Here is a 13964-nt window from a genome sequence, read left to right on the forward strand (position 1 = left end):
TGGAGACTCAAGGGCATGAACGGTTGAGTCTCCAGCAGACTCAAGGGGCGAGTGGCGGTTGAGTCTCTCGGGGACTCAGCCGCCCAGGGCCCTGGAACCGAGGGCGATCAGGCGTTCGTGCCCTCGCCGGGCAGCGCGCCCTGCGGGTCGGGCGTGCCGCCCTGGCAGCTCACGCCGAACTCGGGCGCGGTGTGCCCGTCGCCGTACTCCTCGAGGAAGAGCGCCAGGCGACGGTCGTCAGCCCCATCGAGCTCGAGCTGGGCGCCCCAGACGGTCACGACGACCGGTGACGGGAGGTCCTCGCGCGGCGACATGATGCCGTTGTCCGGCAGCGCGTCGGCGAGGCGCTCGAGGTCGGCGGTGGGCAGCGACGGGTCGTGGGTGATCCACACCGACCCGTGCTCGAGGTCGTGCACCGCGTTCTCCTCGCGCACGGGCTCGTCGTAGACGCCGCAGTCGAGCCAGATCGGGGCGTGCGGACCACCGGCCGGCGGGTCCTGCGGGTACGCCACGTCGCCCGCGGTGTGTGCCCGGTCCTCGATGTCGTAGGTCCGGACCAGGGTGAGGTCGAGGGCCCTGCGTGCCGCCTCGTCGCCGCGGATCGCGCGGTCCACCAGCGGCGCGACCAGCGCGCCACCGAGCACCACGATCGCGAGGGCGGACGAGAGCACCAGCGGGAGGTGGCTCGGCGCGGCAGGCTCGGGCTGCCCGGGCTCGTCGTCCTCGATCACCGGGTCAGGCTACCGGCGCCCTCCGCGGCCCCGTCGTCGACCGGCAGCGCCTGCCGCAGCCGCGCCAGCGCGTCGCGGGTCTGGGACTTCACGGTCCCGGGCCGGATCCCGAGGGTCGCGGCGATCTCGGCCTCGCTCAGGCCCTCGTAGTAGCGCAGCACCAGCACGGCGCGCTGGCGCGGCGCGAGCGTCGCGAGGGCGGCACGCACCGCGAGCAGGTCGTCCTGGTCGGGGGCGTCGGCGAGCGGCTCGGGGAGCACGTCGGCGGCCTGCTCGCGCCAGCGGCGCCGCCGCCACCGCGTGACGTTCTCGTGGACCATCGTGCGGCGGACGTATGCCTCGGGGTCGTCGCGGATCCGGCGCCAGTGCGGCACCGCCTTCACCAGGGTCGCCTGCACGAGGTCCTCGGCGTCCTGCGCGTGACCGGTGAGCAGGTACGCCGTGCGCAGCAGCGCCGCCTGGCGGGCCACCACGAACTCGGCGAACCCCTCAGGCGTGGCCACGTCGCCCCCTCCACCTCAGCACCCGCCAGAGGGCGAGGCCGGCGACCAGCACCCCGACGCCGACCAGGCGCGGGTCCGGAGCGAACGGTGGGTCGGGCGCCGGGACGAGCTCCGCCGCCCAGGCGTCGGCCGCGACCTGCGGCGTGTTCCCGGAGACCTCCAGGAGGTCGGTCGTCTCGCCCGTGCCCAGGTCCAGCGACGACGCCTGCAACACCTGCGACGGCCGCCCGTCCTCGCCCTCGGCCACCGAGGCGACGACGACCTGGCTCGGGGACCGCCACCCCAGCACGTCGAAGGCCAGGACGTCGTCGACCACCCGGAGGCGGACCACACCGTCCTCGACCGCTCCGACGACCAGCTGGTCGGGCTCCCCGGTCGAGACGGTCGCGTCCGGCCGGAGCAGGGCGACGACGCTCGCACCGTCCGGCGACAGCGTGGCGCTGACGACGCCGGCGGATGGCGGAGCGCCGGACGGCAGCACGAGGTCGAGCGTCCGGCGCTCGTCGCCGCTGACCACGACCAGGCCACGGCGTCGGGGATACGCGACGAACCCGTCCGGTGCGCTCCGCACCTCGAGCGGGCTCACGCGGGCCTCGGCACCGGTCGGCACGCCGCGCTCGCCGCTCGCGAAGTCCCAGCGGCGGGTGGCGATGTCCGTCCCACCGACCGCGGTCTCCCCGAACCGCGTGACCTGGCCGGCCGACCACCACAGCACGTCACCTGCCCAGGCGAGCCCGTTCGTCGCCAGCCCGTGCTCGGTGTCGAGCCTCCAGACGTCCCGGTCGCCGGTACGGAGGTCGAGGACGGCGACCCCGACCGCGGGCTGCGTGTCCTCGACCGTCGGGCCGCCCATCGTCAGTGGCTCGCCCGGCACCTCGCCCGTGACCCAGTACGCCAGGCGCCAGCCATCGGCCGACAGCGCCGGAGCGTCCACCGTGTCCGCCGCGTCGGGCAGGTCGAGGAAGCGCGACTCGCCCGTCGTCGCGGACACGCCCCACCACGCGGCCCGGCTCGACCACAGGCCCGACCTGGTCCCGAAGCCGACAGCGGAGAGACGTCCCGGCGCCTCCGGGAAGGCGGGCTCCCAGCCGCCGGGCTGGCGGAGCAGGTCGGGCAGCACCATGCTCGCGGCGGCGTCCGCCACCTGCGCGTCCTGGACCCGCTGGAGCACCAGTGGGGCGGTCGTGGCGCCGAGCAGCCCGACGACGAGGACCGCGGCGACCGCGGCCGCACCGCGCAGCCGCTGCCGCCGACGACCACGCGACCACACCGCGTCGGCGTCGACCCCGTGCGCCGGCGCGTGCGCGGCGAGGCGCTCGAGCCGGTCGACGACGTCGGTGGGCGGTGCGGTCATGGGGTGCTCCTCGGGTGCGGTGGACAGCCTCACACCTCCACACGCCGCGAGGTGGCCGACCGGAGGGGTCCACCGGGCAAATTCCGCCGGGAATGCCGACGGGCCGCGTCCGGGAGGTCCCGGACGCGGCCCGTCAGGGTCCGCTCAGCAGCGTGTCAGCCGCGCAGCAGGTTGCGCAGGACGTACTGCATGATGCCGCCGTTGCGGTAGTAGTTCGCCTCGCCGGGGGTGTCGATCCGGACGACGGCCTCGAACTCGCTGGTCTCGCCGTGCGCCATGTCGGAGCCGGGAGCCGGCTCCACCTTGACCGTCACGGTCTTCGGGGTGGTGCCGTCGTTGAGCTCGGTGATGCCGGAGATCGAGATGACCTCCGCCCCGGTGAGCCCCAGGTCCTCGGCGGTCTTGCCGGCCGGGAACTGCAGCGGGATGACGCCCATGCCGATCAGGTTGGAGCGGTGGATGCGCTCGTAGGACTCGGCGATGACGGCCTTGACGCCGAGCAGCGCGGTGCCCTTGGCGGCCCAGTCGCGCGAGGAGCCGGAGCCGTACTCCTTGCCGGCCAGGACGACCAGCGGCGTGCCGGCGGCCTGGTAGCTCTGGGAGGCCTCGAAGACGCTGGTGACCTCGCCGTCCTTGGTGAAGTCCTTGGTCACGCCGCCCTCGGTGCCCGGCGCGATCTGGTTGCGCAGGCGGATGTTGGCGAACGTGCCGCGGATCATGACCTCGTGGTTGCCGCGGCGCGAGCCGTAGGAGTTGAAGTCGCGCTGCTCCACGCCGTGCTCGGCGAGGTAGCGGCCGGCGGGGCTGTCCTTCTTGATCGCACCGGCCGGGCTGATGTGGTCGGTGGTGACCGAGTCGCCGAGCTTGAGCAGGACGCGGGCGCCGACGATGTCGGTGACCGGCTCCGGCTCGGTGGGCATGCCGTCGAAGTACGGCGCGCGGCGGACGTAGGTGCTGTCCTCGTCCCACTCGAAGGTGTTGCCCTCCGGGGTGGGGAGCGACTGCCAGCGCTCGTCGCCGGCGAAGACGTCCTTGTAGGACTCGCCGAACATGTCGGAGTTGATCGCGCGGGCGATCGTCTCCTCGACCTCGGCCGGGCTCGGCCAGATGTCCTTGAGGAAGACGTCGTTGCCGTCCTGGTCCTGGCCGAGCGCGTCGTTGAACAGGTCGAGGTCCATCGACCCGGCCAGCGCGTAGGCCACCACCAGCGGCGGGGACGCCAGGTAGTTCATCTTGATGTCCGGGTTGATCCGGCCCTCGAAGTTGCGGTTGCCCGACAGCACCGAGGTAACCGCGAGGTCGGCCTCGTTGACGGCGGCGCTGACCTCGGGGATGAGCGGGCCGGAGTTGCCGATGCAGGTGGTGCAGCCGTAGCCGACGAGGTTGAAGCCGAGCTTGTCGAGGTACGGCGTGAGGCCGGCGCGCTCGTAGTAGTCCGAGACGACCTTCGAGCCGGGCGCGAGGGTGGTCTTGACCCACGGCTTGCGCGTCAGGCCCTTGTCGACGGCGTTCTTGGCGAGCAGCGCCGCGCCGATCATCACGCTCGGGTTGGAGGTGTTGGTGCAGGACGTGATCGCGGCGATGGTGACCGCGCCGTGGCCGATCTCGAAGGTCTGGCCGTCGAGGGTGACGCTCGCCTTGGCGTCCTTGTCCTCGGTGTAGTCGGCGAGCGCCTTCTCGAAGCTCTCCTGCGCCTTGCTGACCTCGACGCGGTCCTGGGGACGCTTCGGGCCGGCGAGCGACGGGACGACGGTCGACACGTCGAGCTCGAGCTGCTCGCTGTAGCGCGGCTCGGCGCTCGGGTCGTGCCAGAGGCCCTGCTCCTTGGCGTACGCCTCGACGAGCGCGAGCTGCTCCTCGGAGCGGCCGGTGAGGCGGAGGTAGTCGACGGTCTGCTCGTCGATCGGGAAGACCGCGATGGTCGAGCCGAACTCCGGGCTCATGTTGCCGATCGTGGCGCGGTTGGCCAGCGGCAGCGCCGAGACGCCCTCGCCGTAGAACTCGACGAACTTCCCGACCACGCCGTGCTCGCGGAGCATCTCGGTGATGGTGAGCACCAGGTCGGTGGCGGTGGAGCCCTCGGGCAGCTCGCCGGAGAGCTTGAAGCCGACCACGCGCGGGATCAGCATGGAGACCGGCTGGCCGAGCATCGCGGCCTCGGCCTCGATGCCGCCGACGCCCCAGCCGACCACGCCGATGCCGTTGACCATCGTGGTGTGGGAGTCGGTGCCGACGCAGGTGTCGGGGTAGGCCACGCCGTCGCGCACCATGACCACGCGGGCGAGGTGCTCGATGTTGACCTGGTGGACGATGCCGGTGCCCGGGGGGACGACCTTGAAGTCGTCGAAGGCGCCCTGGCCCCAGCGGAGGAACTGGTAGCGCTCGCGGTTGCGCTCGTACTCGATCTCGACGTTCTTCTCGAACGCGGCCGGCGAGCCGAACACGTCGGCGATGACCGAGTGGTCGATGACCATCTCGGCGGGGGCGAGCGGGTTGATCTTCGTGGCGTCGCCGCCGAGCTCGGCCATCGCCTCGCGCATGGTGGCGAGGTCGACGACGCACGGCACGCCGGTGAAGTCCTGCATGATCACGCGGGCGGGCGTGAACTGGATCTCCTGGTCGGGCGCGGCGGACGCGTCCCAGCCGGCGATCGCCTTGATGTGGTCGGCGGTGATGTCGGCGCCGTCCTCGGTGCGGAGCAGGTTCTCCAGCAGCACCTTCAGCGAGAAGGGCAGGCTCTCGACGTCGAGGCCCTCTCCCTCGACCGCGCTGAGGCGGTAGATCTCGTAGGACTGTCCGTCCACGTCCAGGGTGCCCTTGGCACCGAAGCTGTCCTGACTGGCCATCAGCCATCTCCTCGGGGATCTCGTGGGTACGCCGCCATCCTGCCCTCGCTGGCGAGGTGACGGGAAGGCGCACGTCCCGCATCTTCAGACGTCGCAGTATCTTGACGTCAAGATACCACAGAGCGCGATGCCCCTCGGTACCCTCCCGGCGTGCCGGTACTCCTCCACCTCAACGGTCCCTCCGGCGTCGGCAAGTCGACCCTGGCCCGCGCGCACGCCGCCGCCCACCCCGGGACGCTGCTGTGCGACATCGACGAGCTGCGGTCGTGGGTGTCGGGCTGGGAGGACGACTTCGTCGGCACCGGCGAGGCGGTCCGGCAGACCGCGCTCGCACTGATGACGGCCTACCTCCGCAGCGGGCGCGACGTGGTGCTCCCCCAGCTCATCGTGACCCCGGCCCAGGTGGAGCGGTTCGAGGCGGCCGCGGCCGAGGCGGGAGCGACCTACGTCGGCGTCGTGCTCGACGTCGCGCCCGACACGCTGCTCGAGCGGCTCCACGCCCGCGAGGTCACGCCCGTCACCGCGGTGATCTCGCGGATCATCGAGGAGCGCGGGGGCGACCCGCTGGTCCTCGAGGGACGCCGGCAGCTCCTCGACCTGGCGGGCGAGCGGGACTGGCCGGTGGTCGACACCACCGACCGGGACGCGGCGCTCGACGCGCTCGCCCGGCTGGTCGACTAGCGGCGCTCCAGGAGCGCGACGCACTCCACGTGGTGGGTCATCGGGAACAGGTCGAGGGCGCGGACCGCGGTGAGCTCGTAGCCGTGCTCGGCGAAGATCGCGACGTCGCGGCCGAGCGCGGCGGGGTCGCAGGCGACGTACGCCACGGCGCGAGGGCGGCGGTCGACCACCTGCTCCACGACGGCCCGCTTCGCGCCCTCGCGCGGCGGGTCGAGCACGACGAGGTCGAACGGCTCGTCGTGGCCGTGGCGCAGGACCCGGTCGACCGGGCCGCACTCGACGTGGGCGCGCTCCAGCCCGGCCAGGTTGGCCTTCGCGTGCCGGCAGGCGTCGCGGTCGGCCTCGACCGCGACGATCCGGGCACCGGTGGCCGCGCCGAGGAAGCGGGCGAACAGGCCGACGCCGGCGTAGAGGTCGAGCGCCCGCTCCCCCGGATGCGGGTCCAGCAGGTCCATCACCGTCTCCACCAGGACACGCGGTGCCTCGGGGTGGACCTGCCAGAAGCCGTCAGCCGCGACGGTGAAGGCGTGGGTGGCGCCAGCGGCTGTGACGTCGTGGGTGACGGGGTCTCGTGACGGGCGCTGCGCGCCCTCCTCGACCAGCGATTGGGGCTGCGCTCCCTCCTCGACCAACGGTTGGCGCTGCGCGCCCTCCTCGACCAACGGTTGGGGCCGGGCGCCCTCGGCGGCGATCAGGCAGTCGTCGACGGGGACCAGGGCGTGCGAGCGGTGGGCGCGCATCGCCGGCGTGCCGTCCGGGAGGGCGGCGTAGCGCTGGCGGGTGCGCCACCGCAGGCCTTCGTCGGGACGTCCCGGGACCGGGACGGCCTCGACGTGCAGGCCCGACACGAGGTCGGAGCCGGCGTCGAGGCGGCCGAGCCGCACCAGCTGCTCGCGCACCACGGCGGTCTTGAGGTCGCGCTGGGCGGGCAGCGCGACGTGCTGGAAGTCGCAGCCGCCGCAGAGGCCGGGGCCGGCGACCGGGCACGGCGAGTCGACGCGGTCGGCGGACGGCTCGAGGACGGTGACGGCGTCACCGCGCCAGAAGCGGTCGCCGTCGGTGCCCTCGGTGACCTGCACGACGACCCGCTCGCCGGGCAGCGCGTGCCGCACGAAGACCACGCGGGCGTCCGGCTCCGGGAGCCGGGCGACGCAGTGGCCGCCGTGGGCGACCGGGCCGACCTCGACCTCGAACCGCTCGCCGACCCGGGACCGGCCACGGGCCTTGCGGGGCCGCGCGTTCCGGCTCACAGGTCGTCGTTCCGGCGGGGCGAGTCGCCGCGCGAGAGCACCCGTCCGCGGCGCAGGTCGCCGGCGTGGACGCGGACCTCGTCGCGGGCCTCGCGCTCGCGCGCCACCTGCGAGGAACGCAGCTGGTAGGGGACGGAGATGACCATGACCCCGGGCGTGAACAGGAGGCGGCCCTTGAGGCGCAGGGCGGTCTGGTTGTGAAGCAGCTGCTCCCACCAGCGCCCGACGACGTACTCGGGGATGTAGACCGCGACGACCCCGCGAGGCGACGCGCGCCGGATCTCCTGGGTGTACTCGACGATCGGCCGGACCACCTCGCGGTAGGGCGAGTGGAGCACCTTGAGCGGGATGTCGAGGTGCCGGTCGTCCCACTCCTCCAGCAGCCGGTTGGTGGCCTTGGCGTCGATGCTGACGTAGATCGCCTCGAGCACGTTGGGGCGGGTCGCCCGCGCGAACGCGAGCGCGCGCAGCGTCGGCTTGTGGAGCTTGGAGGCGAGCACGATCGCGTGGACGCGCGTCGGCATCACCTTGTCCTGCTCGTCGGCGGCGAGCTCGAGCTCGACCCGGGCGTAGTGGCGTCCGATCGCCTTCATCAGCAGGAAGAAGAAGCCCATGGCGAGGATCGTGATCCACGCGCCGGCGAGGAACTTGGTCAGCAGCACGATCACCAGGACGACCGCGGTCATGCCGAGGCCGAACGTGTTGATCGCGCGCGAGCGCATCATCCGCCGGCGCACCGCCGGGTCCTGCTCGGTGCGCAGGTGGCGCGTCCAGTGGCGGATCATGCCGAGCTGGCTGAGGTTGAAGGACACGAAGACGCCGACGATGTAGAGCTGGATCAGCTTGGTCGTCTCGGCGTCGAAGATCCAGATCAGCAGGATCGACATGGCGGCGAGGAAGACGATGCCGTTGCTGTAGGCCAGCCGGTCGCCGCGCGAGCCCAGCGAGCGCGGGGCGAGCCCGTCCTGGGCGAGGATCGAGCCGAGCACCGGGAAGCCGTTGAACGCGGTGTTGGCCGCCAGCACCAGGATGATGCCGGTCACGGTGAGGACGAAGTAGAAGCCCGGCGTGAAGTGGTCGAAGACGCCGGCCGCGATCTGCGCGATGACCGGGTGCTGGTCGTAGGAGTCGGGGACGGGACCGCCCGAGGCGGTGCGCAGCCGCTCGAGCTCGTGCGGGTCGACGTACCGGATGGCCATCTGCTTGGCCAGCACGATGACGCTCATCATCATCGAGATCGCGATCATGCCGAGCAGGAGCAGCGTGGTGGCGGCGTTGCGGCTCTTCGGCTTGCGGAAGGCGGGCACGCCGTTGCTGATCGCCTCGACACCGGTGAGCGCGGCACAGCCCGACGAGAAGGCGCGGGCGAGCAGGAACAGCAGGGCGACCTGGTTGAGCGGGCCCTCCCAGCCCTCCTGCGGCTCGATCTGCAGCCCGGCGCTCTCGGCCTGCGGGAGGTCGCCGACGAGCAGGCGCAGCAGGCCGTAGCCGCACATGCCGAGGATCGCGACCATGAAGAGGTAGGTGGGGACCGCGAAGAACGCCCCCGACTCGCGCACACCGCGCAGGTTCATCGCCGTCAGCAGCAGCACGGCGATCACCGCGATCGTCGCCTCGTGGCCGATCAGCCCGTTGATCGCACCTGCGGCGTACTGCGCGGCCGACGAGATCGACACCGCGACGGTGAGGACGTAGTCGACGAGCAGTGCGCTCGCGACGGTCACGCCGGCGTTGCGGCCGAGGTTGACCGTGGCCACCTCGTAGTCGCCGCCGCCGGAGGGGTAGGCGTGCACGGTCTGGCGATAGCTGGCGACGACCGTGAGCATCACCAGCGCGACCGCGATGCCGATCTTCCACGACCACACGTAGGTCGACGCGCCGGCCACGGCGAGCATGATGAAGACCTCGTCCGGGGCGTACGCCACCGAGGACAGCGCGTCACTGGCGAACACGGGCAGCGCGATGCGCTTGGGCAGCAGGGTCTCCCCCAGCTGGCTGCTGCGCAGCTTGCGGCCCAGCAGGATCCGCTTGGACACGTCACCGACACTCACGGGCGCGAGCCTAGACCCGGGCGCGCCAGAATCCTTGCTGGGATACGGTTCACGGGTGCACGTCGTGATCATGGGTTGTGGCCGCGTCGGTTCGACGCTCGCCCGCAGCCTCGAGGACCGCAACCACACCGTGTCGATCATCGACAGCGAGCCGGACGCCTTCCGCCGCCTCGGCCCGGAGTTCAACGGCGACAAGATCACCGGCTACGGCTTCGACCAGCAGGTGCTGGAGAAGGCCGGCATCCGGCGCGCCGACGCGTTCGCCGCGGTGTCCAGCGGTGACAACTCCAACATCATCGCCGCCCGGGTCGCGCGGGAGACCTTCGGCCTCCAGCAGGTCGTCGCCCGCATCTACGACCCGGGGCGCGCCGAGGTCTACCAGCGCCTCGGCATCACGACCGTCGCCACGGTGAAGTGGACCGCCGACCAGGTGCTGCGCCGCCTGCTGCCGGCGGGCGCCGAGCCCGACTTCCGCGACCCGTCCGGCACCATCCGCGTCGACCACGTCCCGGTGCCGGAGGCCTGGATCGGCAGCCGCACCGTCGAGTTCCAGATGCAGTCGCGCAGCCGGATCGCGTGGATCGACCGCCTCGGCGAGGGCATGCTCCCGACCCGCGAGAGCGTGCTGCAGGAGGGCGACATGCTCCACCTCGTGATCCGCGAGGAACAGGCCGCCCACGCCTACGCCGTGCTCGAGGCCGGCCCCGAAGCCGACTGACCCGCACCCGAGACCAGGAGCACTGCACACATGCGCGTCGCCATCGCCGGAGCCGGGGCCGTGGGCCGCTCGATCGCCCGTGAGCTGATCGAGAACGGCCACCAGGTCCTGCTCATCGACAAGAACCCCTCCTCCATCCGCCCCGAGCGGGTGCCCAACGCGGAGTGGCTGCTCGCCGACTCCTGCGAGCTGTCCTCGCTGGCCGAGGCCCAGCTCGGGACGTGCGAGGTGGTGATCGCCGCCACCGGCGACGACAAGGCCAACCTGGTGACGTCGCTGCTGGCCAAGACCGAGTTCGGCGTCCCGCGGACCGTCGGCCGGGTCAACCACCCCAACAACGAGTGGCTCTTCACCGAGGCCTGGGGCGTCGACGTCAACGTCTCGACGCCGCGCATCATGTCGGCGCTGGTCGAGGAGGCCGTCTCGGTCGGTGACCTGGTGCGGTTGTTCACCTTCCGCCAGGGCAACGCCAACCTCGTCGAGCTCACGCTCGCCGCGGACTCGCCCTACGTCGGCACGCCCAGCGGGCTCGTGCCGTTCCCCGACAACTGCGCGCTGGTCACGATCCTGCGCGACGGGCAGGTCTACACCCCGGACGCCGAGCAGCCGCTCGAGGCCGGCGACGAGCTGCTGTTCGTCGTCCCCGCCGAGGTCGAGGGCGAGCTCGAGCAGCTGCTGTCACCCGGTCGCGGCGTCGGCTGACGCCACCGGCGTGCGGTTGCGCGAGAGCAGCCACACCATCGAGCCGAGCGCGGCGAGCTGGAGCGGCCACCCCAGCACGATCTTGAGCACGCCGAGCGCGGCGACCGCGGCGTCCGGGTCGAGGGAACCGGACGAGCCGGCGAGCCAGATCGGCGCCTGGACCGCGACGCGGACCGCGCACGGCAGGACCAGCAGCCAGGTGAGGCGGCTGCAGAGCCGCACGACCTGGCGGTCGCCGTGCCACGCCGTCGCGTCGCCGGTGATGCTGCCGACCATGAAGCCGACCAGCGGCCAGCCGATGAGGCAGGTCAGCGCGAGCACCACGGCGTACCCGCCGTTGTAGAGGATGCCGGGCAGGAAGTAGGCCAGCGCCTGGTCCTCCGCGGAGCCGCCCGAGGCGGCCGAGCGGTGCACGAAGTACCACCCGATCGCGATCCCGAACAGCGCGTTGACCACGAACTGCACCGTCGAGCGCTGGAACAGCCGCACCGCGAGCAGCACGAGCGCCGCGCCGATGCTGACGACCAGCGCCGTGTCGAGGTCGCGCAGCGTCAGCCACGTGACGGTGAAGAGGATCGTCGGGACGGCGGCCTCCGCCATCCCGCGCCGGCCGCCGAGCGCCTTGGCCAGCTGGCCGCGGACCACCTCCTCGACCGTCTCCTCCCCCACCGGCCGGGCCGCGGTCGCGGGACTGTCGTCGTCCGGAGCGGTCACGGGCGCAGCTCGTATCGCGGGTTGAACATGATCGGTACGCCGCCCTGGCGACCGATGCAGCCGGCGACGGTCACCGACCGGCCCGGCTCGACCCCGGAGATGCGGCGGCGACCCAGCCACACGATCGTGATCGTGCCCGACCCGTCGTCGAGCTCGGCCTCGAGGGCGGGGACCCCGCCGCGGGGGCGCAGCGTGACGGTCCGGAAGACGCCGTTGACCACGACGTGCTCACGCTCGGGGGCGTCGGCGATCGCGACCGCGTCCTGGCTGGTGTGGGTCTGACGCAGGTCGCGCTGGTGCTGGTCCTGGCTGTCGGCCCACCGGGACAGGGCCTGGCGGACCCGGCTCTTGGGCACCGCTCACCTCACCCGTCGGGCGTCGTCCGGCAGCCGCACGGGCAGCGGCTCGCCGACCGGCATGGCGTGCTCGCCGCGGCTCACGACGATCTGCGCCAGCGCGTCGTCCCACTCCGGCACGGCGTCCGGCTCGACGGCCGGGCGTCCGAGGAAGGAGGCCCGCAGCATCCACCGCGCGCCGTTGACGCCGACGATCCGCGACGGCTGGGTGGCCGCCGTGCCGTCGGGGCGCTGCACCGGCAGCTGGCAGACCAGCTCGGTGCCCCAGCGACCCTCGCGCTCCTCGGCCGTGCCGCCGCGCCGGGCGATGTCCTCGGCGATCTGCGGACGCACGGTCGACCACAGGTCGCCGCCGCGCGGGGCCGCGAAGGCCTGGAACTCGCAGGCGCCGTCGGGGCCGGCGAGCATCACCGCGCGCACCTCGCCCGAGGCCTCGTCGACCTGCAGCCGCAGCTCACGGTCCGCGATCGGCGGGACCAGCACGGAGCCGAGGTCGGCGCGCTCGACGCCGTCGCCCTCCACGTCGGAGACGTCGTACGGGCCGCCGTCGGGCTGCGTGGCCCCGGTGCCGGCGGCCTGGGGCGCGTCGGCCGCGGCTTCCGTCGTGGCGGTCTGCTCGGCCTTGCGGCGCAACCTCACGTCATAGCTCCTTCATGCTCGTTCCGGCTCACGGGCGCGAACCGGTACCTGTAGAACCGTAGCCCCCGGCGCCGCGGGACGACTCCGGGAGCACCCCCACCTCGACGAAGCGCGCCCGCTCGAAGCGCTGGACGACCAGCTGCGCGATCCGGTCCCCGCGGGCGAGCGTCACCGGCTCGACGGGGTCGTGGTTGACCAGGAGCACCTTGATCTCCCCGCGGTAGCCGGCATCGACCGTGCCGGGCGTGTTGACGATCGACAGCCCGTGGCGGTGCGCCAGGCCGGAGCGCGGGTGGATCAGCGCGACGTAGCCGTCCGGCAGCGCGACCGACAGCCCCGTCGGCACCAGCGCCCGCTCGCCCGGGGCGAGCGTGAGGTCGACGGTCGTGTGCAGGTCGGCCCCGGCGTCGCCCGGGTGGGCGTACGACGGCAGCGGCAGGCCCGGGTCGAGGCGCACCACCGCGACCTCGAGGTCTGCTGCGGGCGTGCGGTCGGGCGTGGGGTCGGGCGTGGGGCTCGGGTCGTGGTCGGGCACGAGGAGGCAATCTATAGGCTCTGCGCCGTGGACTACGCCGAACGCCTCACCGTGCCGCTGCGCTGGTGGGCGCAGGGCACGATGCTCGTGGCGTCGCTCTGGCTCGCCGTGCTGGCCGCGACCCCCGGCCCGGTCGCCTGGTCCACCACCCTCGGCGCGCTGGCGCTGATGGTCGCCCTCTTCGTGTCCTACGGCAACGTCCGGGTGGGCGTGGCCGGCGGCGAGCTGCGCGCCGGGCGCGCGCACATCCCGCTGACCCACGTCGGCGAGGTCGTGGCCCTCGAGCCGGAGGAGATGCGCCGCCTGGCCGGACGCGACGCCGACGCGCGCGCCCACCTGCTCCTGCGGCCGTACGTGAAGCGGGGCGTCCGTGTCGAGGTCACCGACCCGGCCGACCCGACGCCGTACTGGCTGATCAGCTGCCGGCGCCCCGACCGGCTGGTCTCGGCCGTGCGGGTGAACCACACCGGCCCGCACGCTGGGTAGGGTTGCCGCCATGGCCTCCACGGACTCGAACAGCAAGTTCTACTCGGCGTTCTCGCTCGTCGCGGCGATCGGCGCCGCCTCCATCGCCAAGAAGGCCCTCAACACCACGTGGCGGGCGACCACCGGCAAGAACCCGCCGGCCAACCCCGCCGATCCCGACGTGAGCCTCGCCGAGGCCGTCATGTGGGCGACCGTCAGCGGCACCCTCATCGGCGTGGCGCGGATGCTCGCCACCCGCCGCGCCGCCCACTACTACGCGAAGTCCACCGGTCACCTCCCGCCCCAGCTCCAGAAGGACGACCAGGACGCCGCGAAGGCGCCCGCGCCCCAGTCCTGACCCACGACGGTCCCGAACGGCCGGTCCTGACGCTCGGTCCGGACGCCCGTCCTGGAGCCCG

At 72.8% G+C, this 13964-nt stretch carries 15 protein-coding genes; 5 read left to right on the forward strand and 10 right to left on the reverse strand.

Translation table 11 applies throughout. The features are described from left to right. Positions 1-107 precede the first annotated feature (107 nt). From KDN32_RS10355 to acnA, 4 genes are all read right to left on the reverse strand, one after another. On the reverse strand, positions 108-731 hold the full coding sequence (locus KDN32_RS10355) for a thioredoxin-like domain-containing protein (RefSeq protein WP_211731890.1): 624 nt from the start codon (positions 729-731) through the stop codon (positions 108-110). Then, the gene (locus tag KDN32_RS10360; RefSeq protein WP_211731891.1) at positions 728-1234 is read right to left on the reverse strand and encodes a SigE family RNA polymerase sigma factor; all 507 of its coding nucleotides are present in this window, start codon (positions 1232-1234) and stop codon (positions 728-730) included. The genes KDN32_RS10355 and KDN32_RS10360 overlap by 4 nt, the downstream gene beginning before the upstream one ends. Then, a complete protein-coding gene (locus tag KDN32_RS10365; protein WP_211731892.1) occupies positions 1221-2588 on the reverse strand; it encodes a hypothetical protein in 1368 nt (455 codons plus the stop codon). The genes KDN32_RS10360 and KDN32_RS10365 overlap by 14 nt, the downstream gene beginning before the upstream one ends. Before the next feature lie 155 nt (positions 2589-2743). After that, complete coding sequence (gene acnA / locus KDN32_RS10370) at positions 2744-5434, reverse strand: aconitate hydratase AcnA (RefSeq protein WP_211731893.1); 2691 nt, start codon at positions 5432-5434, stop codon at positions 2744-2746. A 150-nt stretch (positions 5435-5584) separates the two neighbouring features. On the opposite strand from acnA, the gene KDN32_RS10375 reads away from it, so the two are divergent. Continuing rightward, positions 5585-6115: an AAA family ATPase gene (locus KDN32_RS10375; RefSeq protein WP_211731894.1), complete on the forward strand. Its 531-nt coding sequence runs from the start codon at positions 5585-5587 to the stop codon at positions 6113-6115. Here KDN32_RS10375 and KDN32_RS10380 read toward each other — a convergent pair. Further along, a complete protein-coding gene (locus KDN32_RS10380; RefSeq protein WP_211731895.1) occupies positions 6112-7365 on the reverse strand; it encodes a class I SAM-dependent RNA methyltransferase in 1254 nt (417 codons plus the stop codon). The two genes, KDN32_RS10375 and KDN32_RS10380, sit on opposite strands and share 4 nt — an antisense overlap. Further along, a complete protein-coding gene (locus KDN32_RS10385; RefSeq protein WP_307853924.1) occupies positions 7362-9416 on the reverse strand; it encodes an APC family permease in 2055 nt (684 codons plus the stop codon). Before KDN32_RS10385 ends, KDN32_RS10380 begins: the two co-directional genes overlap by 4 nt. 55 nt (positions 9417-9471) lie before the next feature. Here KDN32_RS10385 and KDN32_RS10390 point away from each other — a divergent pair, with 55 nt between their 5' ends. Continuing rightward, positions 9472-10134 (forward strand): potassium channel family protein, encoded by a 663-nt coding sequence (locus KDN32_RS10390; protein WP_211731897.1) that lies wholly within the window; start codon positions 9472-9474, stop codon positions 10132-10134. A gap of 30 nt (positions 10135-10164) precedes the next feature. Further along, a complete protein-coding gene (locus KDN32_RS10395; RefSeq protein WP_211731898.1) occupies positions 10165-10836 on the forward strand; it encodes a potassium channel family protein in 672 nt (223 codons plus the stop codon). Here the strand turns inward: KDN32_RS10395 and KDN32_RS10400 are convergent. The 4 genes from KDN32_RS10400 to dut are packed head-to-tail and all read right to left on the reverse strand — an operon-like array spanning position 10813 to position 13080. Then, positions 10813-11550: a DUF3159 domain-containing protein gene (locus tag KDN32_RS10400; protein WP_307853926.1), complete on the reverse strand. Its 738-nt coding sequence runs from the start codon at positions 11548-11550 to the stop codon at positions 10813-10815. The genes KDN32_RS10395 and KDN32_RS10400 overlap by 24 nt on opposite strands. After that, positions 11547-11906 carry an OB-fold nucleic acid binding domain-containing protein gene (locus tag KDN32_RS10405; protein ID WP_211731899.1) on the reverse strand — a complete coding sequence of 120 codons (360 nt, stop codon included), beginning with the start codon at positions 11904-11906 and terminating at the stop codon, positions 11547-11549. The genes KDN32_RS10400 and KDN32_RS10405 overlap by 4 nt, the downstream gene beginning before the upstream one ends. Before the next feature lie 3 nt (positions 11907-11909). After that, positions 11910-12545 (reverse strand): DUF3710 domain-containing protein, encoded by a 636-nt coding sequence (locus tag KDN32_RS10410; protein ID WP_211731900.1) that lies wholly within the window; start codon positions 12543-12545, stop codon positions 11910-11912. Positions 12546-12573: 28 nt separating this feature from the next. Then, positions 12574-13080, reverse strand: a complete 507-nt coding sequence (gene dut, locus KDN32_RS10415; RefSeq protein WP_211731901.1) for a dUTP diphosphatase — start codon at positions 13078-13080, stop codon at positions 12574-12576. Positions 13081-13107: 27 nt separating this feature from the next. Between dut and KDN32_RS10420 the strand changes: the two genes are divergently transcribed. Together KDN32_RS10420 and KDN32_RS10425 are read left to right on the forward strand one after the other, a co-directional pair. Further along, complete coding sequence (locus KDN32_RS10420; protein ID WP_211731902.1) at positions 13108-13566, forward strand: DUF3093 domain-containing protein; 459 nt, start codon at positions 13108-13110, stop codon at positions 13564-13566. A gap of 10 nt (positions 13567-13576) precedes the next feature. After that, entirely contained in the window at positions 13577-13903 is a 327-nt protein-coding gene (locus KDN32_RS10425; protein ID WP_211731903.1) for a DUF4235 domain-containing protein, read from the forward strand. Positions 13904-13964: the final 61 nt, after the last annotated feature.

Origin of the sequence: Nocardioides palaemonis (genome assembly GCF_018275325.1) — a bacterium.
In the GTDB taxonomy this organism is placed as follows: domain Bacteria; phylum Actinomycetota; class Actinomycetes; order Propionibacteriales; family Nocardioidaceae; genus Nocardioides; species Nocardioides palaemonis.